Annotated in this window: 20 protein-coding genes; 3 read left to right on the top strand and 17 right to left on the bottom strand. The window is 48.2% G+C overall.

The window, feature by feature from the left end:
• Positions 1-3: 3 nt before the first annotated feature.
• On the top strand, positions 4-738 hold the full coding sequence (gene radC, locus E5331_RS18615) for a RadC family protein (RefSeq protein ID WP_135984171.1): 735 nt from the start codon (positions 4-6) through the stop codon (positions 736-738).
• 12 nt (positions 739-750) lie between these two features.
• Here the strand turns inward: radC and E5331_RS18610 are convergent, their stop codons facing one another.
• From E5331_RS18610 to porQ, 5 genes are all read right to left on the bottom strand, one after another.
• Entirely contained in the window at positions 751-1,965 is a 1,215-nt protein-coding gene (locus tag E5331_RS18610; RefSeq protein ID WP_168355303.1) for a glycoside hydrolase family 3 protein, read from the bottom strand.
• A gap of 19 nt (positions 1,966-1,984) precedes the next feature.
• A complete protein-coding gene (locus tag E5331_RS18605; protein WP_168355302.1) occupies positions 1,985-3,559 on the bottom strand; it encodes a bifunctional metallophosphatase/5'-nucleotidase in 1,575 nt (524 codons plus the stop codon).
• Positions 3,560-3,621: 62 nt separating this feature from the next.
• On the bottom strand, positions 3,622-5,130 hold the full coding sequence (gene gpmI / locus E5331_RS18600; RefSeq protein WP_123483514.1) for a 2,3-bisphosphoglycerate-independent phosphoglycerate mutase: 1,509 nt from the start codon (positions 5,128-5,130) through the stop codon (positions 3,622-3,624).
• Positions 5,131-5,349: 219 nt separating this feature from the next.
• Positions 5,350-5,715 carry a 50S ribosomal protein L19 gene (gene rplS / locus E5331_RS18595; protein WP_123483515.1) on the bottom strand — a complete coding sequence of 122 codons (366 nt, stop codon included), beginning with the start codon at positions 5,713-5,715 and terminating at the stop codon, positions 5,350-5,352.
• Positions 5,716-5,908: 193 nt separating this feature from the next.
• A complete protein-coding gene (gene porQ / locus E5331_RS18590; protein ID WP_135984169.1) occupies positions 5,909-6,928 on the bottom strand; it encodes a type IX secretion system protein PorQ in 1,020 nt (339 codons plus the stop codon).
• Between the two features lie 287 nt (positions 6,929-7,215).
• On the opposite strand from porQ, the gene E5331_RS18585 reads away from it, so the two are divergent.
• Positions 7,216-7,659 carry an energy transducer TonB gene (locus tag E5331_RS18585; RefSeq protein ID WP_123483517.1) on the top strand — a complete coding sequence of 148 codons (444 nt, stop codon included), beginning with the start codon at positions 7,216-7,218 and terminating at the stop codon, positions 7,657-7,659.
• Positions 7,660-7,809: 150 nt separating this feature from the next.
• On the opposite strand, the gene E5331_RS18580 is transcribed toward E5331_RS18585, so the two are convergent.
• Positions 7,810-8,019, bottom strand: a complete 210-nt coding sequence (locus E5331_RS18580; RefSeq protein ID WP_123483518.1) for a winged helix-turn-helix domain-containing protein — start codon at positions 8,017-8,019, stop codon at positions 7,810-7,812.
• Between the two features lie 231 nt (positions 8,020-8,250).
• On the opposite strand from E5331_RS18580, the gene rsgA reads away from it, so the two are divergent.
• Positions 8,251-9,240, top strand: a complete 990-nt coding sequence (rsgA, locus tag E5331_RS18575; protein ID WP_123483519.1) for a ribosome small subunit-dependent GTPase A — start codon at positions 8,251-8,253, stop codon at positions 9,238-9,240.
• 56 nt (positions 9,241-9,296) lie between these two features.
• Here the strand turns inward: rsgA and cdaA are convergent, their stop codons facing one another.
• From cdaA to E5331_RS18520, 11 genes are all read right to left on the bottom strand, one after another.
• Entirely contained in the window at positions 9,297-10,067 is a 771-nt protein-coding gene (gene cdaA, locus E5331_RS18570) for a diadenylate cyclase CdaA (RefSeq protein ID WP_123483520.1), read from the bottom strand.
• Between the two features lie 48 nt (positions 10,068-10,115).
• On the bottom strand, positions 10,116-10,925 hold the full coding sequence (gene folP / locus E5331_RS18565) for a dihydropteroate synthase (protein ID WP_123483521.1): 810 nt from the start codon (positions 10,923-10,925) through the stop codon (positions 10,116-10,118).
• A 64-nt stretch (positions 10,926-10,989) separates the two neighbouring features.
• Positions 10,990-12,789 (bottom strand): translational GTPase TypA, encoded by a 1,800-nt coding sequence (gene typA / locus E5331_RS18560; protein ID WP_123483586.1) that lies wholly within the window; start codon positions 12,787-12,789, stop codon positions 10,990-10,992.
• Between the two features lie 178 nt (positions 12,790-12,967).
• On the bottom strand, positions 12,968-14,542 hold the full coding sequence (locus E5331_RS18555; protein WP_135984167.1) for a PCMD domain-containing protein: 1,575 nt from the start codon (positions 14,540-14,542) through the stop codon (positions 12,968-12,970).
• A gap of 67 nt (positions 14,543-14,609) precedes the next feature.
• Positions 14,610-15,890: an autotransporter outer membrane beta-barrel domain-containing protein gene (locus E5331_RS18550; RefSeq protein WP_135984165.1), complete on the bottom strand. Its 1,281-nt coding sequence runs from the start codon at positions 15,888-15,890 to the stop codon at positions 14,610-14,612.
• Between the two features lie 5 nt (positions 15,891-15,895).
• Positions 15,896-16,690, bottom strand: coding sequence for a hypothetical protein (locus tag E5331_RS18545; protein ID WP_275441301.1), 795 nt, complete (start codon positions 16,688-16,690; stop codon positions 15,896-15,898).
• Between the two features lie 12 nt (positions 16,691-16,702).
• Positions 16,703-18,937: a DUF4493 domain-containing protein gene (locus E5331_RS18540; protein ID WP_135984164.1), complete on the bottom strand. Its 2,235-nt coding sequence runs from the start codon at positions 18,935-18,937 to the stop codon at positions 16,703-16,705.
• A 25-nt stretch (positions 18,938-18,962) separates the two neighbouring features.
• Positions 18,963-20,282: a DUF4493 domain-containing protein gene (locus tag E5331_RS18535; protein ID WP_135984162.1), complete on the bottom strand. Its 1,320-nt coding sequence runs from the start codon at positions 20,280-20,282 to the stop codon at positions 18,963-18,965.
• A gap of 9 nt (positions 20,283-20,291) precedes the next feature.
• On the bottom strand, positions 20,292-22,934 hold the full coding sequence (locus E5331_RS18530; RefSeq protein WP_135984160.1) for a DUF4493 domain-containing protein: 2,643 nt from the start codon (positions 22,932-22,934) through the stop codon (positions 20,292-20,294).
• 298 nt (positions 22,935-23,232) lie between these two features.
• Entirely contained in the window at positions 23,233-24,018 is a 786-nt protein-coding gene (locus E5331_RS18525) for a porin family protein (RefSeq protein ID WP_135984158.1), read from the bottom strand.
• Positions 24,019-24,023: 5 nt separating this feature from the next.
• Positions 24,024-25,157, bottom strand: a complete 1,134-nt coding sequence (locus tag E5331_RS18520) for a PCMD domain-containing protein (protein WP_123483528.1) — start codon at positions 25,155-25,157, stop codon at positions 24,024-24,026.
• Positions 25,158-25,229: the final 72 nt, after the last annotated feature.

Here is a 25,229-nt window from a genome sequence, read left to right as displayed (position 1 = left end):
GCCATGAACGACCTCCCACCTCTCAATTCTTACCCTGAAATCAGTTCTCAAATAACAACCCGTACTGTAAAAGAGATGGATCCCGACCAGCAACCTCGCGAAAAGGCTGAGAAATATGGATGCGGTGTTCTGTCTATTCCGGAACTTTGGGCATTGATATTGCGAGTAGGCACTCCAGGAATGCCTATCACCGACCTATGCCGCAACATCATGCACGACAACGATGGTTCGCTTCACAAACTCGAACGTCGCACACGTGCCGAACTGCGTAAGATCAAAGGCATCGGTACAACGAAGAGCATACAGGTGGAAGCTGTCATGGAGTTGATCAAACGATATTGCACGGAAGAGATTCCGATAGAGGATCCCATCACTAATTCCTCCATGATTTTCCAACGTATGCGCAACAGCATCGGTAATCTTGACCATGAACAGATCTGGATTCTCCTGCTCAACCGCCGTAACCAGATAATCAAGCAATACACGCTCACCACCGGCACGAGCGTAGCTTCCCTATTTGACCTCAAGAAAGCTCTGAAATTCGCCCTTACGGAAAATGCGGAAGGGATAATAATGGTGCACAACCATCCCTCAGGCGGTACACGCCCCAGTCCGCAGGACGACAGAATCACACAAGACCTCAAGAAAGGGTGTGAATACCTCCAGCTCCGTATGCTCGACCACGTGATCGTCACAAGCAACGACTACTACAGCTACATGGACAACGGCAAAATCTAAAAAGTTATAAGATTAGGAGCCGGCGAGGCGATTGTAGAGGGTGTCGGCGCCACTCCTTACCTCCTCGCGGAGATGGTGCAGGCTTATACTGTCGGCTTCAAATGCGCCGACAAGATATTTATGGAATATTATACGGCGGCATCTGTCGTCAATCGTCTCTATGGGCAACTCCCCGTTCTCAACCATATCCAGCACGCGATTTATCTCTTCGCCCGTATCTGCCGGAGCCACCACTATATCCGCTCCCGCCTTCAGCGCATCCGCAGCATGATACCCGGCAACCCCTCCCATATTGAGGGCATCCGTAAGTACGAGACCCGAAAATCCCATATCGTCACGCAACAGGTCGCCTATAACGACAGACGACACCGCCGCCGGCAATGACTGCGGATCTATCGCCGGAACTGCAAGATGACCCGCCATGACCCCCGACAAACCTGCATCTATATAGCTACGGAAGGGATAGAGGTCAATACTGTCCAAAAGATGGAGCGAACGACTTATCACAGGCAACGACTTATGGCTATCCACCGCCGGACTACCATGACCGGGAAAATGCTTCGCCACACTGATGACTCGCCCCGATTCAAGTCCGCGGGCATACGCCACTCCCAAATCCGCGACCCTCTTGGGATCACTCCCAAACGAACGGCTACCTATGACCCCATTCGGATTCTCAACCACGTCAACCACCGGACCGAGAACCATATTTATACCTACCCGCCGGCACTCCCTCGCCACCTCAGCACCATAATCAAACAGCAACGGCTCATCAGCCTCATCGCCAAGACGTCCGTTGCGTGGGAAACCGGGGGCATCGGTAAGACGCATACCGAGCCCCCATTCCGCATCAATAGCGATAAAAAGCGGAATCTCCGCCATTGCCGCCACCCTTGTCATCTCTGCCGCCGACCTCAGATTCCCTTTCAGCAATACAATACCACCCACATGATAATCAGACATATATCTTTTCAGACGTAGTATCGTCTCCTTATCATCACTGGCATAGACGGTCGGCATAAAACATTGCCCCACACGCTGCTCAAGCGTCATGGTCGCCACGATGGAATCGGCAAGGTGGTCTATCCGTGATGTAATGTCAGATGCCACCGGCTCATCACTTCCGACAGACACGGAATCATCCGCATCCGACGCCACGCGATTGCCGCTGCATCCGGCTGATACCAACCAGAACATGACCGCCATGCACCATCTCGTCGCTCTCATGATCATAATCCTCCAACCATCATAACCATACAGTCTTTACAAATCGGCAATCCTGCGATGGTGCTATCGGCAGACCCAGATCACGACAGTTGACAAACCACTCCAATATCGGGGCACTCACCTCACGATCGTCAACCCACACCTTTTGGTGATTGGCAAGAGTGACCATATCATCGTTACCTTCAGCTACGTAATCTATCGTGCCTACAAGATAAGTCTTCTCCGGGTCCATCTCTGTATTGTCAATGACAAGACGTATGAAATTCCCCTCTCCGTCAGTGACCACGCGAGTGTTGCCGCTGATAGCCTCGCCACCCTTACGCGCCGCCACACGCATCGCCTCTATGATATCCTTACCCTTTATGCTCATGATGACGAAATGATTCGAGAAGGGATACGTGGAGAGAATCTGACCTTCAGTCACGTCGCCTGCACTCATATCCTGACGTATACCACCGATGTTCATTATCGACATATCGACTCTCGGTATATCCATACCTGTCTGACGCAAAGAATCTGCCTTATGGTTGGCATACCACAATCCGAAATCAGCAGTAAGATTCGCCATTCCGCATGAATTGTTACGCATGTCATACAACGAGGTTGACACTACATGAGAATTGACGGAATCCACCACATGTTTATACGGTGCAAGAAACGAGATGATACGTTGGTCATAGTCCGATTCAGGGAAACGAGACGTGACCGGAATCAACTCATAATCCACCTTCGAGCCATCGATACCCTTCAGCCCGTCAAGATCCACAGTCAGTTTACCCACATATTTACCATACTTACCGGTCTGGACGATTCTCACCGGTCGTCCTTCTGCGTTATCCACCAACGAGGGATACTTCTTTGGATTGGCAGGGTCAATAAGAGTGTGGGAATGTCCGCCGATGATTATGTCTATGTCGCGGCTTGACTTCGCAAGATTCACGTCGCCCGGCTTATCATTCGACGTGACATAACCGATATGAGTCACCGCCACCACAAGATCGCACTTCTTCTTATTCTTCAGAAAAGCGGCGGTCTCATTGGCAGTCTTTATCACATCCTTGAAATTTACGTCGATACTTTTCTCTGATATCAGACTTCGCGGATCGATATTTATCCCGAAGAAACCTATCTTCTTCCCCCCTATCTTCTTTATGACATACGGCTGCATGATGCCATCCATATACGTGCCGGAGAAATCATAGTTTGCCGACAGGCGTGCTCCTTTAAGAGTCCTGTATTTCTCCGCAAGGTCTTTCATTCCGTTGTCAAACTCATGATTTCCGAGAATGTTTATGTCATACCCTATCATGTTGAGGAGAGGATATTCCACTTCACCCCTGAAATATTTGAAATAAAGCGAACCCTGCACCACATCGCCGGCATTCACCATCAGCACATTCCTCTCCGCCTTTCTCACGGAATCGACCACTGCCTTAAGCTGCAACATTCCACCCATGCCATCCTTAGCCGGTTCTATCGAGGAGTGCGTGTCATTTGTGTGAAGTATCACGAGTTTCTCGGCACTAGTCGGAAAACTCAAGGCGGCAAGTCCCAACAAAGAGACCGCCGCCTTTCTAAGTATTGAATCTATCATTATTCTGTCAGTAATATTTATCCACTGTGACCGGCTCTCCGAAACAGCCGGACACCATGACATCAATCTTCAATCAGATCCTCACCTGTCATGTCAGCAGGCTTTGCCACGCCCATTATATGGAGCAACGAGGGAGCCACGTCGGCAAGACGCCCATCCTTCACCTTGGCATCCTTATTGCCGATATAGATGAACGGCACGGGATTCAGGGAGTGGGCAGTGTTGGGAGTGCCATCCTCGTTGAGTGCGTGATCAGCATTGCCGTGGTCAGCGATGATGATTGTGCCGTAGCCATGAGCCTTGGCAGCCTCTACCACTTTCTCCACGCATTTGTCGAGAGTCTCCACAGCCTTCTGTATGGCGGGATATACACCGGTATGACCCACCATGTCACCGTTTGCGAAGTTCACAACGATGAAGTCATACTTATCGCTATCGATTGCCTCAACAAGTTTCTCAGTCACCTCGGGTGCGCTCATCTCCGGCTGAAGATCGTATGTGGCAACCTTCGGAGAAGGTACGAGTATACGGTCTTCACCCTCAAACGGAGCTTCACGTCCACCATTGAAGAAGAATGTCACATGAGCATATTTCTCAGTCTCAGCGATGTGGAGCTGCTTCTTGCCATCGCGTGAAAGCACCTCTGCAAGAGTGTCGGGCACATCGGATTTGGAGAACAGTATATGCACGCCCTTGAATGAGTCATCATACGGAGTCATGCAATAATACTGCAGGTCAGGAATCGGGTTCATCCCGTCTTCTGAATGCTGGGTGAGCACAGTAGTCAGCTCTTTCGCACGGTCGTTGCGATAGTTGAAGAAGATCACAACGTGTCCGGCACCGATTCTGCCATCCACATTGTCGTTGACGATAGGTTTGAGGAATTCGTCGGTCACGCCTTCAGCGTATGATTCCTCTACTGCCTCTATCACGTTTTCCGTATGCTTACCCTCACCATACACGAGAAGATTATATGCCTCTTTCAGACGCTCCCAACGATGGTCGCGGTCCATGGCATAGTAGCGTCCAATCACAGATGCGATAGTGCCCGCGCTCTTGTCGCAATGCTCCTTTATCTCCTTAAGGAATCCGGCACCGCTCTTGGGGTCGGTGTCACGGCCATCCATGAAACAGTGCAGGAACACTCTCTGGAGATCGTAAGCCTTGGCAGTGTCGCAAAGGGCATAGAGATGGTCAAGGCTGGAGTGTACACCACCAGCAGATGCAAGACCCATGAAATGGATAGGCACGTTGTGCCGACGTGCGTAAGAGAATGCAGCCTTAATCTCAGGATTCTCGGCAAATGACCCGTCGGCGATGGCACGGTTGATCTTCACAAGATCCTGATATACCACACGTCCGGCACCGATATTCAAGTGACCCACCTCAGAGTTACCCATCTGTCCGTCGGGCAGACCTACATTCTCGCCGCTTGCCTGAAGCTTTGAATTGGGATAGTTGGCAAACAGGCTGTCCATATAAGGTGTCGGGGTGTTAAAAATCGCATCATCCTTGGCATGGTCGCCCAGACCATATCCATCGAGGATGATAAGTAATGCTTTGTTTGACATAACTTTATTGTTTATTCTAAATTTTTATCTTTCTACTTCTTACGCCCGTTGAGACAAGTGGGCTGCAATACTAATTGTTTTGCAAAAATACTCATAATTTTTCAATCTCAACGAAAATTCGGCGGATAAAAGTTGTTGAAGTTGTTTAAAATGTAAAAAAAAGACAATCCCACATTTGGGGACTGCCTTATGAGATGATGTCTAAGCCTGACCGACTGATTATTTGTCAGCCTTCTTAACGATACGCTCTTTGATACGAGCCTTCTTACCTGTAAGATTGCGGAGGTAGTAAAGTTTCGCACGACGTACCTTGCCGTATTTGTTGACAGTGATTGACTCGATAAACGGAGACTCGATAGGGAAGATTCTCTCCACGCCGATACCGTCTGAGATCTTACGCACTGTGAAACGCTTCTTGTCCTCGCTACCGTTGATGCGGATAACCACACCACGATACTGCTGGATACGCTCCTTGTTACCCTCTTTGATACGGTAAGCTACTGTGATAGTGTCACCGGGGCCAAACTCATCAAACTGCTTTTTGGGAGTGGCAAATGCCTCCTCCGCGATTTTGATCAAATCCATTGTGTTATTGAGATTTTATGTATTACTTGCAATGTAACGAGCCACCGTGTCTCGCCAGAGATTACAAATTCGGTGCAAAGTTACTATTTTTCCCTCACTTATGCAAGTGTTTGTGATAGTTTATCGTTGATAGTGGATAGTTTATGGTCAAACTATCTACCATAACTCCCCCTTTAGGGGGTTGGGAAGTCTGCTAAATCAACTCCCCTATGTTCAATCCGAGATTAAGCATTATCGAGGATGCGCTCTTGTGGGGCATGGAATATGCCACGCCTAAGGAGAATGTGCGCACCTTTATCCCTATACCCGCTGAGAATCCGGAAAGGAAATTGCGCTGATACGCACTCATGTCGGTGCGGGTCTTATAATTATAGGCAAGATCCACGTAGAACCTATCAGTCGGCACGTATTGCACCCCAAATATCAGATGCCGGAAAAGATTGCTTCCGAAGCTTGATTTCGGCTTCAGGTCGCCCTCCTCCCCCTCATCAGCGGAATGCCCATAATAAGGGAGATTCCATTTCGTGAGATTATGGGCTGTGATTCCGATTGAGAATGGCGACTCCCCTATCCCCTTCATGAATCCGAACTGCACGTCGAAAGGCAGACGGTCATAGCTCTCCTCAAAACGCTTTAGCTGTCCGCCCATGTTTTTCAGGACAAACGACAATGACAAATCCCGCTCATCATTATAATAGTTGATGCCGACATCCGCAGCCATTGCAAATGCAGAATATTGCTCGTAGCCACTGTAGATCATCTTCAGATTGATGCCTCCACGCAGACGGTCGGTGATATCATGGGAATAAGTGCCCTCAAACACTATATCCGTCGGCGTGAAACTCCCCGTAGGAGTACCATCGGGAAGATAGCCGGCGATCTCGCCATAGTTGAGATACCTCACCCCGGCAGCCCATGCACCACGCTCTCCCACTCCCATACCGAAACGCACCCCGGCGAAATTCGCGCTACCCATATAATGCATGTAGCTCACCGCCACCTGCCTGTCGACCTCCTGACCGAGCAAGGCGGGATTCTCCTGGGCAAGCGCCACGTCATCATCTATCAAGGCTATTCCTCCGCCTCCAAGCGCAAAGGCATGGCTTGAAGTGGGCACATCAAGAAATTCGTAGGCAGAACGCCCGGTCTGGGCGGTCGCGCTGCATGCGGCGAGCGCAAGCAATATCATTGTTTTGGTTCGCGTAAGTTTCATTCAGCAAATGTCAGATCAAAGAGATATTTTGCACCATCTGACTAATTCTAAAACGTCAACATCCACATTCTATTGTACCATCCGGCATCCCTATTGCCCCACCCGTGTCGCTCACCCTCACCTCATCCCCTTCCCGACCATTTTTTGGCATTATCTCCCCTCAAAACACCCCCGAACTGTGAATAAATGTAAAACTATTTTAAATTACCAAATTCTTATGCCATATTTTTTGGAAAATAAAAACAGCGGTTCTATATTTGCATCATCAAATTTTCCAAACTACATAAATGAAAATTCATACACTTCTATTCCTAATCGGTACAACCCTCGGAGCTATCGCTCCATCTATGGCATCAGCCCAGACGTGCCGTATTGCTTCCGGAGTAAACTCCGAAGGCTACATGACCTTCAAGGAGGTTTATGAGTTTGACTATGTAGAGGAGAAGCCCAAATTCCCCGGCGGCGGCGCAGCTCTCCTGAATTATATCAACGAGACGCGACGCTATCCTGCGGAAGCATACTCTAAAGGGGTGGAAGGCAGGGTGACTTGTGCATTCGTCATAAATGCCGACGGCAAGGTCAGCCATGTCTCCGTTCTACGCGGGGTTGAGCCCTCTCTCAACAAAGAGGCGATGCGCATCTTCTCAAAGATGCCGGCTTGGGTGCCCGGCAAGATCGAGGGTCGGGCGGTCCCCGTAAGAGTGATCTGCGCGGTGCCATTCAGGAAATGAATCCCCGGATGTCTCCGACAGTTGCAAATTGTTAGCTTTTTACAACATCATATTGAATAGTTTTGATTTTTAGCACAGAAAAAGGATTGACCGTGAGGCCAATCCTTTTTATTTCCAATGAGATGTAGCGGCATCCGCATCCATCCGCAATTATTCCACCAGCGCTGCAACGATATCCTCGTCAAGCTGAGTGATGACAATCTTACCCTCACGGCCAAGCCATCCGAAGGCTGCCATGATTTCATCTTTTTTCAATTTTGTTGCTTTTTTGATTTGTTTGAGACCAAGTGAACGGGTATCTGATTTTTCAAGCGCCTTATAGACCTCTCCTGCCCATGTTCCAATTGAATCAATGTCCATAGTTTTGATAATTTATTTTGTTAATAACTTCTGAATTTATACTTTACACTCCCACGCACAATCGGCATGCACACAAGCGAGGGCATCATTCCATGCCATTCCCAGGCATGACTGACAACACCCCCTTTATCTTTCAACAATCTTACATCATATTTTGTTGTCTATTGTGCATCTCAATCCATTTATATAATTTTGCAACACGCGAATTTTTAACAATGGGAATTTTTCTCTATGAGCAAGAAAAAGACATCTGCACCTCTCCGGTCGGCAGTGATAGGCGAAGGAAGGGTGATTAGAAATACGGGTAGCTCCTATATCGTGCGCCTCGACAATGGCGACGAGCTGCAATGCCGCATTAAAGGCAACTTCCGCATTAAGGGGATACGCACCACAAATCCTGTGGCGGTAGGCGACATTGTGACCGTAGCAAAGGCGGCTGACGATGCCGACTATATCACGGCGATAGCTCCACGCTCCAACTATATCATACGCCGGGCGTCAAACCTATCGAAGGAGAGCCATATACTCGCATCCAACATCGACCTCGCCGTGCTTGTGGCGACTCTGCGCGAACCCGTCACGACAACCACTTTTATCGACCGGTTTCTCGCCACTGCGGAAGCATATTCCGTGAAAAGCGCACTCATCATCAACAAGGAGGACCTCTGGGACGAAATCGACTGTGAACTCGCCGATGCCTTAAAGAACCTTTACGAATCAATCGGATATCCGGTGTTCTTCGCATCGGCATCCTCCGGGAAAGGGATTCCGGAGATAACCTCATTCCTATCCGGGAAAATCACTCTGCTGGCAGGCAACAGCGGCGTGGGCAAGTCATCGTTGATAAATGCCATTGTCCCCGGAGCCGACCTGCGCACCGGAGAGATATCCGACATACATCACACCGGCACACACACAACGACATTCTCCGAGATGATAGATCTTTCCGGAGGCGGCGCGTTAATCGACATACCGGGAGTCAGAGGTTTCGGCACAATAGATTTCAAGCCGGAAGAGGTGGGGCATTTCTTCCCGGAGATATTCCGCATCTCGCGCGACTGCCGTTACAGCGACTGCAAGCATACGGGCGAACCGGGATGCGCAGTCATTCCCGCCGTGGAAGAACACTATATCGCCGAAAGCCGATATGCATCATATCTATCCATTCTTGAGGAGGCTTCGGAAGAGGCAGGCGCAGATAAATACCGTAAGCCTTTCTGACCCTGCAATACGCCGGAATCTACGCCCCTATCATAAAATCTTGGTGCGACAGAGCGTCACTCCGTCAATGACGACGATAGGATATGCTCCAGATCCTGTGTGCTCACCCTCACCGTTATCACTCCATCCTTGGCTACAGAGATACCTCCGGTCTCCTCGCTTACGATGACGCACACGGCATCCGTCTCCTGGCTCATGCCGAGTGCCGCCCTATGGCGCAGACCGAGATTCTTCGGGATATCCATGTCATGACTTACAGGAAGGATACACCCCACTGAAGTGATCCGGTTGGATGCTATTATCATGGCACCGTCATGCAGCGGGGAGTTCTTGAAAAATATATTCTCTATGAGACGCATATTTATGGCGGCATCTATGATATCACCGGTCTTCTCATAGACAGTCAGAGGCATCTTGCGCTGAAACACAATCAACGCGCCCGTCTTGCTCTTGCTCATGCTCATGCAGGCATACACCACTGCCATGACACGTGCATGACTCGCCTCATCATTCCCCTTCTCATGACGGAAAAGACGCTTGATAAATTTCAGACGCCCGTGAGAGCCTATGTCGATAAGGAAACGCTTGATCTGATCCTGAAAAAGAATGACAAGGACTATCACCCCTATGCTCATAAACTTGTCGAGGATAGAGCCGGTCAGCCGCATGTCGAAAATCTCAGATGCCAGTACCCACAAAACGAAAAACACCAGCACTCCGTAGAACAGACTCAGAGTGCCACTGTTTTTCATCATCCTGTAGACGTAAAACAGGAGTAACGCGATTATAAGGATATCGACTATATCTTTTATTCCGAAATTTATCATGTCGCTAAATTAGTTGAAAATTCTTTTTAATCAAGATGCCCGGAAGCATCAGCCCCGACTCTCTCTGAGCGCCGTCATCAGACGTACAGTCTGCACAGCAGGGCGCACGTCATGCACACGGATTATATTTGCCCCCCTGTCTATGGCAATCGCATCGAGGGCAACAGTTCCGCCAAGGCTCTCGTCAGGAGTGATGCCGAGAGTGCGCCAAATCATGGTCTTTCTGGATATTCCCGCAAGCACAGGCATACCCATCTTCACAAATTCCCCCAATTCATCCAGCAGCCGGAAATTCTGTTCCACAGTCTTTGCAAATCCGAAACCGGGGTCGATGATAATGTCGTTTACACCCATCCCCCTCAACTCGTATGTCTTCTTTGAAAGGTCGGTTATCACCTCCGCCGTCACGTCGGCGTAATCTGTCAGCGACTGCATAGTGGAGGGATTGCCGCGCAGATGCATAAGCACGTATGCCACTCTCATATCAGCCACTGCCTGTTGAATCTCCGGGTCAAGTGTGCCGCCACCGATATCGTTGATTATGTCTACATTCCATTCCTCCACACAACGTCTCGCCACCGAGGCACGGAACGTGTCAACGCTCACAGGTATATCCGGAGCCACATCCCTTATCACTTCAAGCGCGACTGCCAGACGGGAATATTCCTCCGTGGCACTAACGTCGGTAGCACCCGGACGCGACGAATACCCCCCGACATCAAGTATATCTACGCCATCAGCCACCATACCCGCAACTCTTGTGCGGATATCGGCGGCTGATGATGTGCGGCTTCCCTTATAGAAGCTGTCGGGGGTGGCATTGACTATTCCCATCACCTTCGGCACACGGAAATCCATGAGTCTCCCCCGTATGTTGATCGTAAGATCCACTTTCTGCTACTTATAATTGGTTAACAATGGCTCACGAGCGGTTGGCACGCTTGCGCTCATTCTCATCGAGTATAATCTTTCTCAGACGCAGATGGTTGGGAGTAACCTCCACATACTCATCCTCCTTGATATACTCAAGAGCCTCCTCAAGCGAGAACACAATCGGCGGAACAATACGCGCCTTATCGTCGGCTCCCGACGCACGCATATTGGTGAGTTTCTTTGATTTCGTCACGTTGACAACGATATCATTATCCTTGGCGTTCTCACCCACCACCTGGCCGGCATACACCTCTTCCTGCGGGAAGATGAAGAACTTGCCACGATCTTGAAGCTTGTCGATTGCGTAGGCGTAGGCTGTGCCTGCCTCCATGGCGATAAGCGATCCGTTGGTTCTGCGCTCTATATCCCCTTTCCACGGCTGATACTCCAGGAATCGGTGAGCCATGATAGCCTCTCCGGCTGTAGCGGTCAGCACATTATTCCGGAGTCCGATGATGCCGCGTGACGGAATCACAAACTCGATATTGATACGGTCGTTCTGAGTCTCCATCGAAAGGATATCACCCTTACGACGGGTAACCATATCGATCACCTTAGAGCTATATTCCTCCGGCACATTGATGGTCAACGACTCAACCGGCTCACATTTTTTGCCGTCGATCTCCTTGATGATTACCTGCGGCTGACCCACCTGCAACTCGTAGCCCTCACGACGCATAGTCTCTATGAGGATTGAAAGATGAAGCACACCACGTCCAAACACCGACCACTTGTCTTCATTATCACCCTTCTTAACACGAAGCGCGAGGTTTCTGTCGAGCTCTCTCTCCAGACGGTCAGCGATATGACGGGAAGTGACAAACTTACCATCCTTTCCGAAGAAAGGTGAATCGTTGATCGTGAAGGTCATCGACATTGTGGGCTCATCGATAGCTATTCTGGGGAGTGGTTCGGGATTATTGATGTCAGAAACAGTGTCGCCGATCTCAAAATTGTCAAGTCCGACAATTGCGCAGATATCGCCGCTGCTCACCTCCTGCACCTTCTTGCGTCCCATTCCCTCGAATGTGTGCAGCTCCTTGATGCGCTGCTTCACAACGCTACCGTCTTTCTTGCACAACGCAATGTCCATACCCTCACGCAGAGTGCCGCGATGCACACGCCCCACAGCGATACGTCCGACATAGCTGCTGAAGTCAAGGCTCGTGATAAGCATCTGCGGATCACCCTCTATCTGGGTCGGAGCAGGGATATATTCGATTATGGCATCCAATACGGCAGTGATATCCTCCGTCGGCTTACGCCAATCAGTCGACATCCAGTTCTGTTTCGCAGAGCCGTAGATTGTAGGGAAGTCAAGCTGGTCTTCCGTAGCGTTCAGATTAAACATGAGGTCGAAAACCATCTCATTGACCTCATCGGGACGGCAGTTGGGTTTGTCAACCTTGTTGACCACCACCACCGGCTTCAGACCCATCTGAATAGCTTTCTGAAGCACAAACCTCGTCTGAGGCATCGGACCCTCGAAAGCATCCACGAGCAGCAGACATCCGTCAGCCATATTAAGCACACGCTCCACTTCGCCACCGAAATCGGCGTGCCCCGGGGTGTCTATTATATTGATCTTTGTACCCTTATAATTGATTGATACGTTCTTAGAAAGAATTGTGATACCTCTTTCTCGTTCCAAGTCATTATTGTCGAGAATCAGTTCGCCGGTAGATTGATTGTCTCGGAAGAGATGTCCGGCGAGAAGCATCTTGTCGACCAGCGTAGTCTTGCCATGGTCGACATGCGCGATTATCGCGATGTTGCGGATGTCTTGCATATAAAGTCGTTGATATTCGGCTGCAAAGTTACAAATTTTTATTGATATACAAAGCCACTTGACTCCCATTTTAAAAAGTCAAATGGCTTTACACGTCTCATTTCTTCAAAAATTAACACCTTAACTCAGATTCTGTTTGAAGCATATAATTAATGTCCAACTTCAGAATTTTGCCATGTCAGTAATCCCAATCGAATGAGTATTCATCCACGTAGAGAACGGCACCGGCTCCTCCGGTGAAGTAATCGCCATATTTGGAGGCTGCATTCGTGATCAGCAGATAGGACGGTGCCTTTGAGGTGCTTCTGTATTTCAATTCTATCTCAAACGGCTGGTAATCATCCATCGTGCCGCTATAGATTAATTCGCCGTAGGCTATGACGTAGTCGGCATTCTTGTCAAACAGTTGCCTGTTCTTCGGATTCGTGCGTATCTCAAACGGAGCGGTCCAGTCAGTGAGTGCCACATAAATATGACACGAATCCGGACGACCTTTCAAATCCGCAAATTCCGAACTTGCATAATTGATCTCTGCCGTCTTATATTGATAATATCCTCTCAATCTGGTGGGACGCAATGACCACGGGCGACCAAAATCAAGTATGCCGTTCGTACCGTCAACCTTCACAAACGAACCGGTATATATCGACCCAGCCGCCAACTTCCCGACCGGACCGATACCAACGAATTTAGTATTGAGTTCTGCCGCCTGACCCTTTCCCGTCGACGTGTGATCCGTGGGTACCACATTGCTTTGTCCGAGTGTAGCCGCACCGGTATTGCCCGTATCCCAATACTGATTGCCATCCTCATTCCACGGACACCATATCTTATTGTTCTTAAGCCACCATTGATCAAACGATCCATCCGGGATATCAGCTGTCGCATCCGTAGTCACTTTCACCTCATTACCGATATTAGTTGCAGCCACAGCCCTGACCACATACTCCGTAAGTGGCGAGAGATGCTTTATGCAACCCACTACCGCACCCGAAGTCTGCGTCACGTCGGAAGTGGGCACGTCAATCCATTCCGTATCCGATGCCTTACGATACTGGAAACCTCCGCTCATATCCGACGGACAGCTGCCGTAAGCCCATATCACGCGGCTCCAGGCATCAACCCTATCCGTATTCACAAGCATCTCCACCCGCTCCACATAAATGGTCCATTCATCGGTGCGTCCGAATGTCGAAACGTTGATCCTCACCGGTCGTGAGAAATCATATTCCTCTCCAGCCATCAGATCAGGCGTCATGGTGGAAACGCCCGCAGCCCCAAGCTTTACCGACGTGATACGGAGTTGCGAGAGATCTGCCGTCTGAGGCACATTGACAATGACACGTTTACCTATATAATCCACAACCGACTCACCCACCTGTCCTTCAATCGTAAAATAACGTTCTATCGGCTGTTCCGCCTTCACCACCCACTGGTAATTCTGATAACGGTCGATATTGACCACAATAGGATGCGACAGGTCATATACCCCCTCCAACAGATCCGGAACAGCTACCCCACCTTCACTTACAGTGAATACGGAGAACTTCACATTCTCAATATCAACCTCCTCTCCAAGATAAACCACAGCCGAGAAATCCGTTGAGTCAATCGTGGCACCACGTATCTCCCCCACAGCCTCAAGCGATGTTATATTCTGTTGGATAATAGGATACGGAAGATCATTCTTTATGCATCCTTGCAAAAAGAGAATCCCGATAACGATCAATATATATCCCTCTAATTTCCGCATTTACTCTATTTTTTCATTTCTGTCATTATTATCAGCATTGACATTATTGTCAGTATTGTCAATAATGTCAAATACTTACCGCAATACCCAGATTAATATTAAAGATATTGAATCTGAAGTTCATGCCTGAGGTAAGACGGTTTCCCGTGCTGACACCATTCTCAGTCTGTTTCTCATTCTTCAGGCTGAACCCGAACACACCGAACGACACGTTGAACGACACCTCCTTCATGATGAAGATACTTACACCCGGCGAGAAATTAAGAGCCGCCTTCAACGTATTGGTATGCGTCTGCTTCAATTCGCCGGCATACGGACGGATAAAATCCGAATTGCCCGAAGAGAGGGCAAGGGCAACCTCATTAAATATGCCGAACCTGCCCCGACGAGCCATACCGAAATACTGGGTAAAGATAAATTCTGCGGCATAAGACTCGCTACGGTAAGTGATATCCTTCAGATTGAAATTCATATCATCATCAATATCCATCTTAAACGAGCCTACACTCCCCTTACCGGAAGTATATCCGAGACGCAATCCAAGACCCATGTTGCTTCTTATGAAATAAGACACGTATGGCCGCACCGAGAATATATGTCCGTTGATGTCAATGTCCGACATGAGATCAAACACCTCAAGGTCTTTTGTATCTATCTCGCCATACGATGCCGTGATACCGAATTGCCATATACCTTTCGGTATGAAAAGATAGTTGAACAGTCCCCTGTCAAACCGTCCGAGATTCCTGTCTCGAAGAATCATCTTCAGGGTGTCGCCCCGAAACGTGACAAGCTCACTGCTGTCGATTTTCTTCTCGTCGTCAACCACCTTGGAATGCCCCTTCAGCAGAACCGATACTGCATCTTTCAACGAATCTGGCACCCACAAATAGTTTCCACCTATTCTTTCCGGCACACGTATCTCATTTTCACCAATATCTCCGGCAACCGAATCACGCTTCTCCGCATTATTCTCCGGCAAATTTACATCCGATACTCTTGTATCGGGTGATACGGATGAAACAGGTGAAACACTTGAAACAGGTGAAACAGGTGAAACAGGTGAAACAGCCGAAATACTCGGAACCGGATTATCCACACGTTCCGGATCCTTACGCTCTCCGTCTACAATCCTGAACACACCATGACGCACCACTGAATCCGACTCTATCACCGAATCCGTGCGGAGAATGATCTCCTTGCGCAGTATGGTGGTTTTACGGATTATGGTGTCGGTCTTCACGATTGCCCTCTTTTTCCCATCGCCATTGTCAGGCTCTCTATTACCCGACCATCCGGCTGCGGCAACCATAAGACAGAGAAAAGCTGTTGTAATCATTCTTTTCATAATCGTCACAGATAAAATGCCATACCGAATGATATGGAAAACAGATTAATACGAAAATTTGCAGACTTTGCCTTACGGTGCGACACGTAGATCTGATCACGTATCGCCTTAGTATGGACATAGCTGAATCCAAGGACACCGACATTCACCTCAAGCGCGGAATAATTGCTAAGGAATACGCATATACCCGGAGCCAGACCCACGTCGAAAGAGAGATTACGCTCATACGTGCCGGTCAGATCCTTTCCAACACCGGTAGTAATCTTTGACTGACCTCCACCCATCTGAAGCTGCAGCTCGCTGAAAAATCCGAAACGCTTGGAATTACCTATCGAGAAATAATTACGCATCATCACGGTGCCGTAATAATTATGGCTTAACCTGTAGAGATGATCCACGTTGTATTCCGTCTCTGAATCAAGCACAATGTCAGCTTTCTCCAATTTTGTAAGCTGTCGGGCATAAGAGAATCGTCCACCAAGTGCAAGATCTGGCGCAATGGCATACATGAGCATAGGCGACACCTTGAAACTGTAGGTATCGCCTGAAATCCCCTGGAATATCAGGAATTGGTAGTCATTCTGGTTGGATTGGGTATAGGATATGTTCACTCCCGTGATCCACTGACCTTTGGGAATGAACACCACTGACTCTATATCGCGATCAAACTCCTTCACTTCCGGAGCATCACTCCCTGCGATTGTGTCGGCAGGGAGCGGCTCAGCTCCCTTAGCCGACACTTCTGAAAGAATCGCCGCAATTAATATAAGGATAACCCTGTAAAATTTTTTATGAACCATGCTGCGAAGTCATCACTCGTAAACAAGTTCAAAGTCATCAAGATACATCACGGAGCCTGTACTACCACAGAAGTAATCACCGAACTTCGAGGCAGAACATACAATCACAAGATGCGTCAGCTCTGTGGTCTTCGCGCTGTCCTTATATTCAAGCGGAATCTCCACCAACTCAAGTTGACCGTCTGCTCCAAAATTACCTTTCCATGTCACCTCTCCGTATGCCAGGACAGATTCATCATCACGATCAAATAGCTGACGATCGGTTGCCTTCGTGCGAATCTCACGCGGAGCGGTAGTCAAAGCCACGTAGATCTGACCTTGATCAAGTCCTCCCGCCTCTATCCCTACGACACCTCCTCCGTTATCCTTGACCTGCGCTCCGGATGCAGGACGATAGTTGGCATAAACACGGAGTTTCGCCGGATGACTGCCGTTATATTCCCGACCTACCTGAAGCACACCATTAGTTCCATCAGTTCTGTCATAATGCCCAACGAAAATATTTCCGGCTGCAATTATACCCATAGCTGCCTTTGATTCCAGACGCGCGGAATAGGTACCTGAATGTAGCATCTCTGCGTTTTTATCCGTAAGAGTCATATTCGCTGTTGCCGCACCCTCATTGCCGGACCCCCAGAATGCTGTCATTTTATCGCCACCGGCAAACGGAAGCACCACATTCTTCGTCCCGAGCATTGTCTTTGCCGAATAAGTGCTCCATTCCTCAAAGCCGGCATTCGGAATATCAAACTCCGATTCTGTGATGATATTCACAGATGAGGATTCTGTCTTGGCTCCATTTATCTCATAGCTTGTACGCAACTTATAAGTAGTGCCCGGAGTCAGACCAGTCAGACGCGCATAACCTATTCCGGCAGCACGGGTGTCAAACTGTGCCGGCACAGAAGTCCAATCATTCTCGCCATCCTTGCAATATTCCACACAGTAATTTGTGCCGACCTCAGCTACCACCTCTACAGGCACTGTCATCGATCTCGCACCCACCGCCATAAAATCACTACGGAGCAGCTCTATATTGACGATTACAGGAGCCTTATAAGTATAAGCTTCTTTCATATTTGCCACACGCACATCCATACGTGCCGTCTTTCCGTTGCTATCCTCTACTGCGACATTCACCACATATTCATCCGTAGACTCAGCAAGATTATTGAACCAATCGGCGGCAAAATCCACAGAGTATCTATGGGTAAGCACGCCATTCACCATCTTATTGCCAAGATCCTCCAGTCTTATGCCTGTTGCGGATATAGCTTCCGGATTACCCAGCAGATCCAACGACATATTGCTGCCCAACAGATTAGGTATAGACGTAGACAACACTACTGTTTTAGCATCGCCGAAAGTGCCGATAAGCAGTTTCATATCAGAGAAATCCCCTTTTACACCCTGAATCTGGTCATCTATGGCAAGATCACTGTTTGACCATACAAATGTGGGTTTCGCCTGAATCACCACGTCAGATTCTATCAGAGGCACATCCTCTATTATTATGTCCACAAACGCACCACCATCAACAGATTCACTGGGATTGAATTCAAAGTTGAAGCGATAATCGTGAGCCGGTTTGACATTCGCTATCGTTCCAGTCTCCTTGAAAGTATCTCCAGCCAGATTCTTACCCTCTACAGTATAGTTAAGTTCAGAGTCTCCATTCGGCATCATGAAATAGCCCTTATCCATGTATCGGGAATTGTCAAACACCAATTCTCCACGGCTGTTACTTACCGTCAGTACAAGGTCTCTCACATATTTTGAATCAACAGTAGACTGCTCAATCGAAGCCACAACATTAGCAAGCTTGCATGCCACGCTCACCTGAGTTGTGGCATTTGTGGCACTCACCTCAAAAGGCGACATACCCTTGAAGTATTTCTTATCAAAGGATGCACTCACCGAATCGCCAGCCATTGCCTCCGCCACATAACTGCCATAGCGGAGATATATGCTTTCCGGCATATCATCCACCCCTATCCATTTATGAAGCACACCTTTGGCATTTGAGATATAGATGCGGCAATTATCTCTCAACTCTGCCTCATTGTCGGGAGTTTCCGCTTTGGTTGCCATGCTGCGCGTAAGCTTGGAATTGACTGACACACTCAGTCTCACAAGTCCCTCCCCATCAGACTCACTGAAAGGAGTCTCATCCTTACAGGAAGAGAATGCACCGGCTATAATCGCAGCACAAGCTAAAACCGATATATATTTTCTTATTGTCTTCATTCTATTTCAATTATTAGTCAGCACTTTATTCTTTATATAAAAGCTGAAGTGTCACTTCTCTGGTGCCGGATTCATCCGTAACAGCAAGTTTGAAATCATGCTGCATCTCTCCGAATGCACCCAAAAGCATCATAAATCCGCTTATATCGAATTCCACGCTCTTTGATCCCGTTATAGCATCTCCTGTGGGCAATCCAAGTCCATTAAGCATTTCGGCAATACTATTCCCAGCAGTGTCTTTAGGGTCAATTAGATCAAATTGCTGTGCAAGTCCCACACCTGCCAATTCATCCGGAGTAAGGGCATCTGAAATGATTGTCACCTCAAATTTTTTGAATTGAGATTCAGTGGTAACAGTCAGCTTCACTGTAGAAGCGGAATTAACTTCATTCACACCTTCAAGATTCAAATCGCCTCCATCAACAGTGGGTCCGGCACCAGGTTTCGGCACATCAGGATTATCCGGTGTATCAGGATTTTCGGGATTATCCGGATCTTTCGGATCCTCTTCCGGATAACGGTCATCTGGAAGTGGTTCCTCTTCCGGATCAGAGCTTATCTCACCCTTATCATCAATCGTCACTGAGGCATCCACTTTTATATCACCGCCAATATCACCCGGATCAGTAGGATCTACGCGATGAAGTTTGAACGTGATACGGTAATGATTGCCCGGACTGACATTATCGTAAGTCTTTGTCTCAGTAGTCGGCTCATCCTCCACATTTCCTGAGAAAGTTGCTGCGAGTGTAGTGCTACCCTCTGCAAATTCAAAATAACCGCTCCGTTCATTATCGCGCCTGAAATCAAGGGCCGTGCCATTCTCCCCGACCTTGACCGATACTTTCGCATCTGCATCCATCACTGCCTTCAATTCAGGATCAAATATTATTGAAACCTTCACATTTGATAGCCGACATACAACGGTGCCGATGTTGTCAGTCACCTTGTCCTTCTCTATTTCAAACGTATCCGACTCTCCCTGATAGAACGGAGCATCGAAAGCAGCCTTCACCCCATCGCCATACTCTCCACCATAGCTTGCACGCACCACGTATGAGCCGACAGGGAGAAGAACTATCTCCGGCATCTCCCCATATTTATATGAGAATTCAGGATCAGCCTCACCATCCTTATAGAATGCGACATCGAAATCGCTGACATCTGGAGCATCCGCATTCGAACGCACCATATTCTCTGCTATATTGAGCGACAATTTGAAAGAGGTCGCCAACAGGCGTCCCTTATCTTGGCTCGTGTCGGCGGAGAAGGGTGCCTCCTTACCACATGAGACAGCCCCCACAGCCATCAACGCCGCCATAAATATCTTAATAAACCTTTTCATGATTTCAAATTACTGTATTTCACCATATTGAAATTGTAGATTGGAAACAGTGAGCACCGAGCCGGTTGCAACTGCCTTCGTGCTATTCTCCGGAAGAGTCTTATTTCCCAGACCCTGACCTTCATTAAGTTCTGTATTTTTACGGAAATATACCCAATTTGTTGCCTGTGTTGATGATACGAAACGAATTCTAAGACTCGCAGCTTTCACCCCGAAGTTATAGTAACGCGGCATTATGATGGTGTACTTCTCTGTAGATTCTTTAGAATACAGATAAGCCTCCCTTTCTGAAAGCACACTCCCATCAGCAGCCAATATCTCCACCTTCACCTGAGCACGGTCAGGCGCATCGTATGGTATGTAGGTATAATCAAACGTGAAGGATGTCGGTCGGGAATTGAATGGCACGCCATACACTCTTGTTTCCGTTCCCTCTCCATTTGCCATTGAAGTATTCCAACTATAGCCGTATGTGCCAAGGAATAATTCTCCCGGCGCATATACCATATCAGATGTAGAAGGTGCATTTTCACAATAATATTTAGTATTAAATGCAGTACCAGACCGTTCAATTGAACCACCCTTATTACTATATGCCACAGTCCTTATCTCCGCACTTCCATTCCTCACAGTCACAGACGGAACCCTGAACCAAGTATTATTATTTGCATCCCCATTATCAAAGAATGTCTTTGCATTCAGGGTTGCCCAACTCTCCGCTTCCTGATAACTGATAGGACATTTATGCTGATAATCAACTGGTGAAACCCTATACTTACCGCCGGCATTCAACGTAACAGAGACCTTATCCTTCAACTGTGAGAAATCACCATTGGGCACCGGTTCCGCTGCTTCCATAATTACATTATCATTGCTGCCCCACTTTGTAGGCTCGGCTGATGACTGCAATGTGGTCTGAACATAATATTCTGCCTCCGGATTCAATTCATATATGGCGATGAAATGTGTCGGCTCATCACGTGAAAATTTCTCACGGTCTGACTCATCCACTTTCTTACCGTTCATGAATACGTGAATCTTTCTGAAGAACAGATCTTGCTTCTTAGGATCATCAAAATCAACTTTCAGACGCAATTTGCGCGACATGGGGTCAAGCTGCACCTTATAGTCGGGATAACTGAACGCGACAGGTGCCTCCATATCCGGCTCCATGCCCGACAATCCCCAATAGGCACGCACGTTAAACACATCCTTGTCAACGAACGGCACCGACACCTTATAAATATAGCGTTTCTTCTCAAACACACGGGTAGGATTCTCTGCCGTCACAGATAATACCTCACAATCGTTATACGAGCCATAATTATTCTCAGCACGGAAATAGAATTGCGTGTTGGCAGGATCTGTAGGATCCGGACCGTCATACGTCACAGCCACCTCTGCATAACCCTCGCCAAAGGGTGCCTCACCATTTGCCTCCATCGACATGTGAAGCTCATAAAGACGGACCGTAACATCAACCGGTTCACTGGAATTTGTATGTTTGTCGGTCACAGCAAGCGAAAACTTATGCACACCGTCAGGAAGATTTGCCACAAGACCCGTAAGATCCAGATTCGCCATCTCACCCTCCGGTTCGCGGAATCCTCGCATCACTATTCCGGCAGCCTCCATCTCCGATCTCTTCGCGTCGTCCAGCGAACAAAGATCAACGACTCCATTAGTGAGATAGGCAGGGCTATACGTATCCGACTCTATGGTCAGCTTCGCAGTCTTCATTCCTCCACGTGCCACCACATTGAATTTCAAATTCCTCTTGAAATCAATATTCTTCTGCACGTCCATCACATCTCCACTTGTGAAACCGGAAGCAGCCACCACCGGAGCCTCCCCATTCAACACATCATCTGAAAGATCCACACGAACCTCATCAGTGGTCAACGACTCATCAAACGATATGCCCAACTGATCCGCCTTGCCAATTTCTCCATCGTAGACGGTGAAACGCAACTTATACATGTGCTTTGCCTCAGTCGGAAAACTTGCCGGCGTCAGATGCACACGGTTGCCATTCTGCAACTGTGCCTCGATCGTGATGTCAAGATTTCCCGGCACCACATAATTATATGCACCGTCAAGATTTCCGAGATTCACAGCATCATGACCCTCGGTCTGCACGGTGGTGGAATAATACGGGAAATAATTCTTGAATGCATCAGTATATTCAATCACAAGCACAGCATTGGCAAGTGAGGGCTGCAGCTGCACTTCGGAGGTCTGCCCTTCACGCACAGTCACGTCCTGACTGCCATAATAATATGCAGTCTCATACCCCTTGTTGCCGGCTATACCCTGCGAAGTCTCACTGCCATAGAATGCCGACAATTGGTAATCGCCCACTGAAAAGCTCTCCTCCTTAGCAAATTCCTCCAAAGAAGACCATGATTTCGTATAAGATCCGTCGTTCTTGGTCAGCCTTATCTGAAACTCTTCTGCGGGGGGAGGAACAAGCTCTCCATTCTCTGCCCGAACTGACGGCACTGCCGCCTTCACGTCGGTCAACGCCGTGAGCCTGACATTTATACCCCCCTCTCCGGAATCCGTACCGGATCCCCAAGGAGTCTCCTGACTACAGGATGCCATAATCAAGGGAATTCCTCCCCAGATAAGGCAATGTCGCAATAATTTCATTGTATGAAGCTTTAGGTTGTTATTGTTCTGTATTATATGGGCTATCTTGAAAACACATCAATACAAATGCAGTTTAGTAATTCCCCAATATCTTATAGACTCTTAAACAGTTACAAAATTACAAAAAAATCAACAAAATTTATCCTTTTTCGTAAAAAACTCCTAAAAATTATCAAATTAGCCTATTTTTATGAAAAAAGAACAGCATCGTCCGGTATGGAATCTGAAAAAATGACTTTATTCCATTGCCGGACGATGCCTGTATGCATCACTACATTCTGACGGAATAGACCTGGCGTCAGAAGTTGTAGCCGAATCCTAAATTAAGATATATCGGGTAGAGACTGAAGCTTATCGTCTTGAATGATGAATTGAAGATGCTGTTGAAACCCCATTCAAGATTGGCGTTGATGGATAGCCGCTTGTAGGCAAGCCATGACACGCCTATCTGTCCGCCCCACTGGAATTTACGCAAGTCCCTCCCGAAGTCGTATGAAGCCTTGGAGTCGCCGGCAAAGCTGATTTTCTCCCCCGTCGGATCCCCTTCACGAAGATAGCCGTCGGAGACAAAGCCGTCGAAATCATTGGTGAAGGCATACGACAGATATGGACCCGCATTGAAAACCACACGACGGTTAAGACGATAGAGAGCCGTGATCGGTATGACGAGCTGCTGCGAATGATATTTTGTCTGCACACGACCGGTCCAACGCCCCTTCAGCGTCTTACCATTGTCGATTATCTCCATACCATAGTTCTTCACGGTAGCTTTCGTGCGCATACCTTTCGTCTCAAATCTCAGACCGAGACCGACGCCCCAACGTCTGTCAGCATCAAGCCAACGCCTCACAGTGGCACCGATCTGCAGGTTTAGATCCGGGTTATAGGAATCAATCTTGCGTATCTCTGCCGGGAGAGGCAACGGGGATGCCCCTCCGATATTAGTACCGGCATTCACCTCATATTCCATGTCGCGGAAAAACTGAACGAATCCCGACACATTATCTCCCGCATACGACTCCAGCGACATAGCAAACAGGAATACCTGCAGCAATAATAATCTTTTTATACTTTTTAATTTCATTACTTTCAGTTTTTAGAATCCGACGAACATGATATCGACACCTCATCCACCTTTAGAGTGCTGCCGACAGCACCACAGAAACGGTCGCCATCCTTGCTTGAACCCATCACTACGGCAATATTATATTTCCCTGCCTTTAGTTTCTCAGGATCGATGGATTTTCCCGGACGATACGTGAACGGAACTGAAAATTCCACCCATTCCTCAGATGCGTGACGATCGGGAATCTCCGCCGTGGATATTATGAGGTCATTATCCGGAGCAAGCACATTCGTGCCGTCAAGCCACTCGTGAGTCTCGGTAGTCTCATATAATACCGCATACAGGCTAAACAAATCCACCATACCCTCTACCGGCTGCAGCTTACCATCGGCATCAGGAGCACAGTACTCCGGTCCGGGTGTATATTTGTAGTATCCGCTGAAGCGAGTGGGCACATTTGTGAACGGTATGCCGAAATGAGTTGCCTCCAACGGATGATTTATTGCATCCGTCATATCAAACTTACCGAAAAACAGATTTCCGGAAGCTATAGGCTTTCCTAAATTCTGCCCCCATTTTCCGGTGCTTCTTGTCACGAGCACTGCACAGCATCCGTCCACGCCATCCTCACCCTGATAGGTAGGGAACGTATTCGGTGTTGATGCCTGGAACGACATTGCAAACGCCTGGTTTGCGCTTGCCCATTCAAGGGATACCGCACCCGATGGGGAGGTTTCATAAAATACGTCGTAGGAGCACGCTCCACCCAATGCCGACACTTGCCTTACATTTTCAAAGCTATAGTTCAGGTTGATGGAATTATTGCGTTCCACACTGACGGTGTAAGTCTTGCTCCATTCTCCATCTTCAGACGTAACCTTATACGTCTGCGGCAACAGGAAATTACGCACCGTTCCGCTCGCCGGTTCAATTGTCGCACCGGGGGTCAATTCAAATTCCGGAGCCAACGACATGACGGAGACGTCGTTCTTCACTATAAGAGTAATCTTGTCGTTCTCTATCAATGGCTGCCGGTTGAGCACGTCACCCGGCAACGTCACCGAAGTGATGTCGCATTCCGCATTCAAAGGCTCTTCCCGGATACATGACACCGACAACACTGCCATACCCCAAATTGCTAATTCTGAAAATTTCATCCTGCTCTAATATAATAAACTGAAGTTTCGCAAGCTGCACTTCAGTGGTTTAAAGTTTATAGTTTAAGGTTT

This window comes from Lepagella muris (assembly GCF_004793975.1).
GTDB lineage: Bacteria > Bacteroidota > Bacteroidia > Bacteroidales > Muribaculaceae > Lepagella > Lepagella muris.
This window is presented reverse-complemented; position numbering and strand designations above follow the sequence as displayed.

Bases quoted from the DNA above. Each gene is read 5' to 3' on its own strand.
- radC (WP_135984171.1), top strand. From the start codon at position 4: ATGAACGACCTCCCACCTCTCAATTCTTACCCTGAAATCAGTTCTCAA.
- E5331_RS18610 (WP_168355303.1), bottom strand. From the start codon at position 1,965: ATGAGAGCGACGAGATGGTGCATGGCGGTCATGTTCTGGTTGGTATCA.
- E5331_RS18605 (WP_168355302.1), bottom strand. From the start codon at position 3,559: ATGATAGATTCAATACTTAGAAAGGCGGCGGTCTCTTTGTTGGGACTT.
- gpmI (WP_123483514.1), bottom strand. From the start codon at position 5,130: ATGTCAAACAAAGCATTACTTATCATCCTCGATGGATATGGTCTGGGC.
- rplS (WP_123483515.1), bottom strand. From the start codon at position 5,715: ATGGATTTGATCAAAATCGCGGAGGAGGCATTTGCCACTCCCAAAAAG.
- porQ (WP_135984169.1), bottom strand. From the start codon at position 6,928: ATGAAACTTACGCGAACCAAAACAATGATATTGCTTGCGCTCGCCGCA.
- E5331_RS18585 (WP_123483517.1), top strand. From the start codon at position 7,216: ATGAAAATTCATACACTTCTATTCCTAATCGGTACAACCCTCGGAGCT.
- E5331_RS18580 (WP_123483518.1), bottom strand. From the start codon at position 8,019: ATGGACATTGATTCAATTGGAACATGGGCAGGAGAGGTCTATAAGGCG.
- rsgA (WP_123483519.1), top strand. From the start codon at position 8,251: ATGAGCAAGAAAAAGACATCTGCACCTCTCCGGTCGGCAGTGATAGGC.
- cdaA (WP_123483520.1), bottom strand. From the start codon at position 10,067: ATGATAAATTTCGGAATAAAAGATATAGTCGATATCCTTATAATCGCG.
- folP (WP_123483521.1), bottom strand. From the start codon at position 10,925: ATGGATTTCCGTGTGCCGAAGGTGATGGGAATAGTCAATGCCACCCCC.
- typA (WP_123483586.1), bottom strand. From the start codon at position 12,789: ATGCAAGACATCCGCAACATCGCGATAATCGCGCATGTCGACCATGGC.
- E5331_RS18555 (WP_135984167.1), bottom strand. From the start codon at position 14,542: ATGCGGAAATTAGAGGGATATATATTGATCGTTATCGGGATTCTCTTT.
- E5331_RS18550 (WP_135984165.1), bottom strand. From the start codon at position 15,890: ATGAAAAGAATGATTACAACAGCTTTTCTCTGTCTTATGGTTGCCGCA.
- E5331_RS18545 (WP_275441301.1), bottom strand. From the start codon at position 16,690: ATGGTTCATAAAAAATTTTACAGGGTTATCCTTATATTAATTGCGGCG.
- E5331_RS18540 (WP_135984164.1), bottom strand. From the start codon at position 18,937: ATGAAGACAATAAGAAAATATATATCGGTTTTAGCTTGTGCTGCGATT.
- E5331_RS18535 (WP_135984162.1), bottom strand. From the start codon at position 20,282: ATGAAAAGGTTTATTAAGATATTTATGGCGGCGTTGATGGCTGTGGGG.
- E5331_RS18530 (WP_135984160.1), bottom strand. From the start codon at position 22,934: ATGAAATTATTGCGACATTGCCTTATCTGGGGAGGAATTCCCTTGATT.
- E5331_RS18525 (WP_135984158.1), bottom strand. From the start codon at position 24,018: ATGAAATTAAAAAGTATAAAAAGATTATTATTGCTGCAGGTATTCCTG.
- E5331_RS18520 (WP_123483528.1), bottom strand. From the start codon at position 25,157: ATGAAATTTTCAGAATTAGCAATTTGGGGTATGGCAGTGTTGTCGGTG.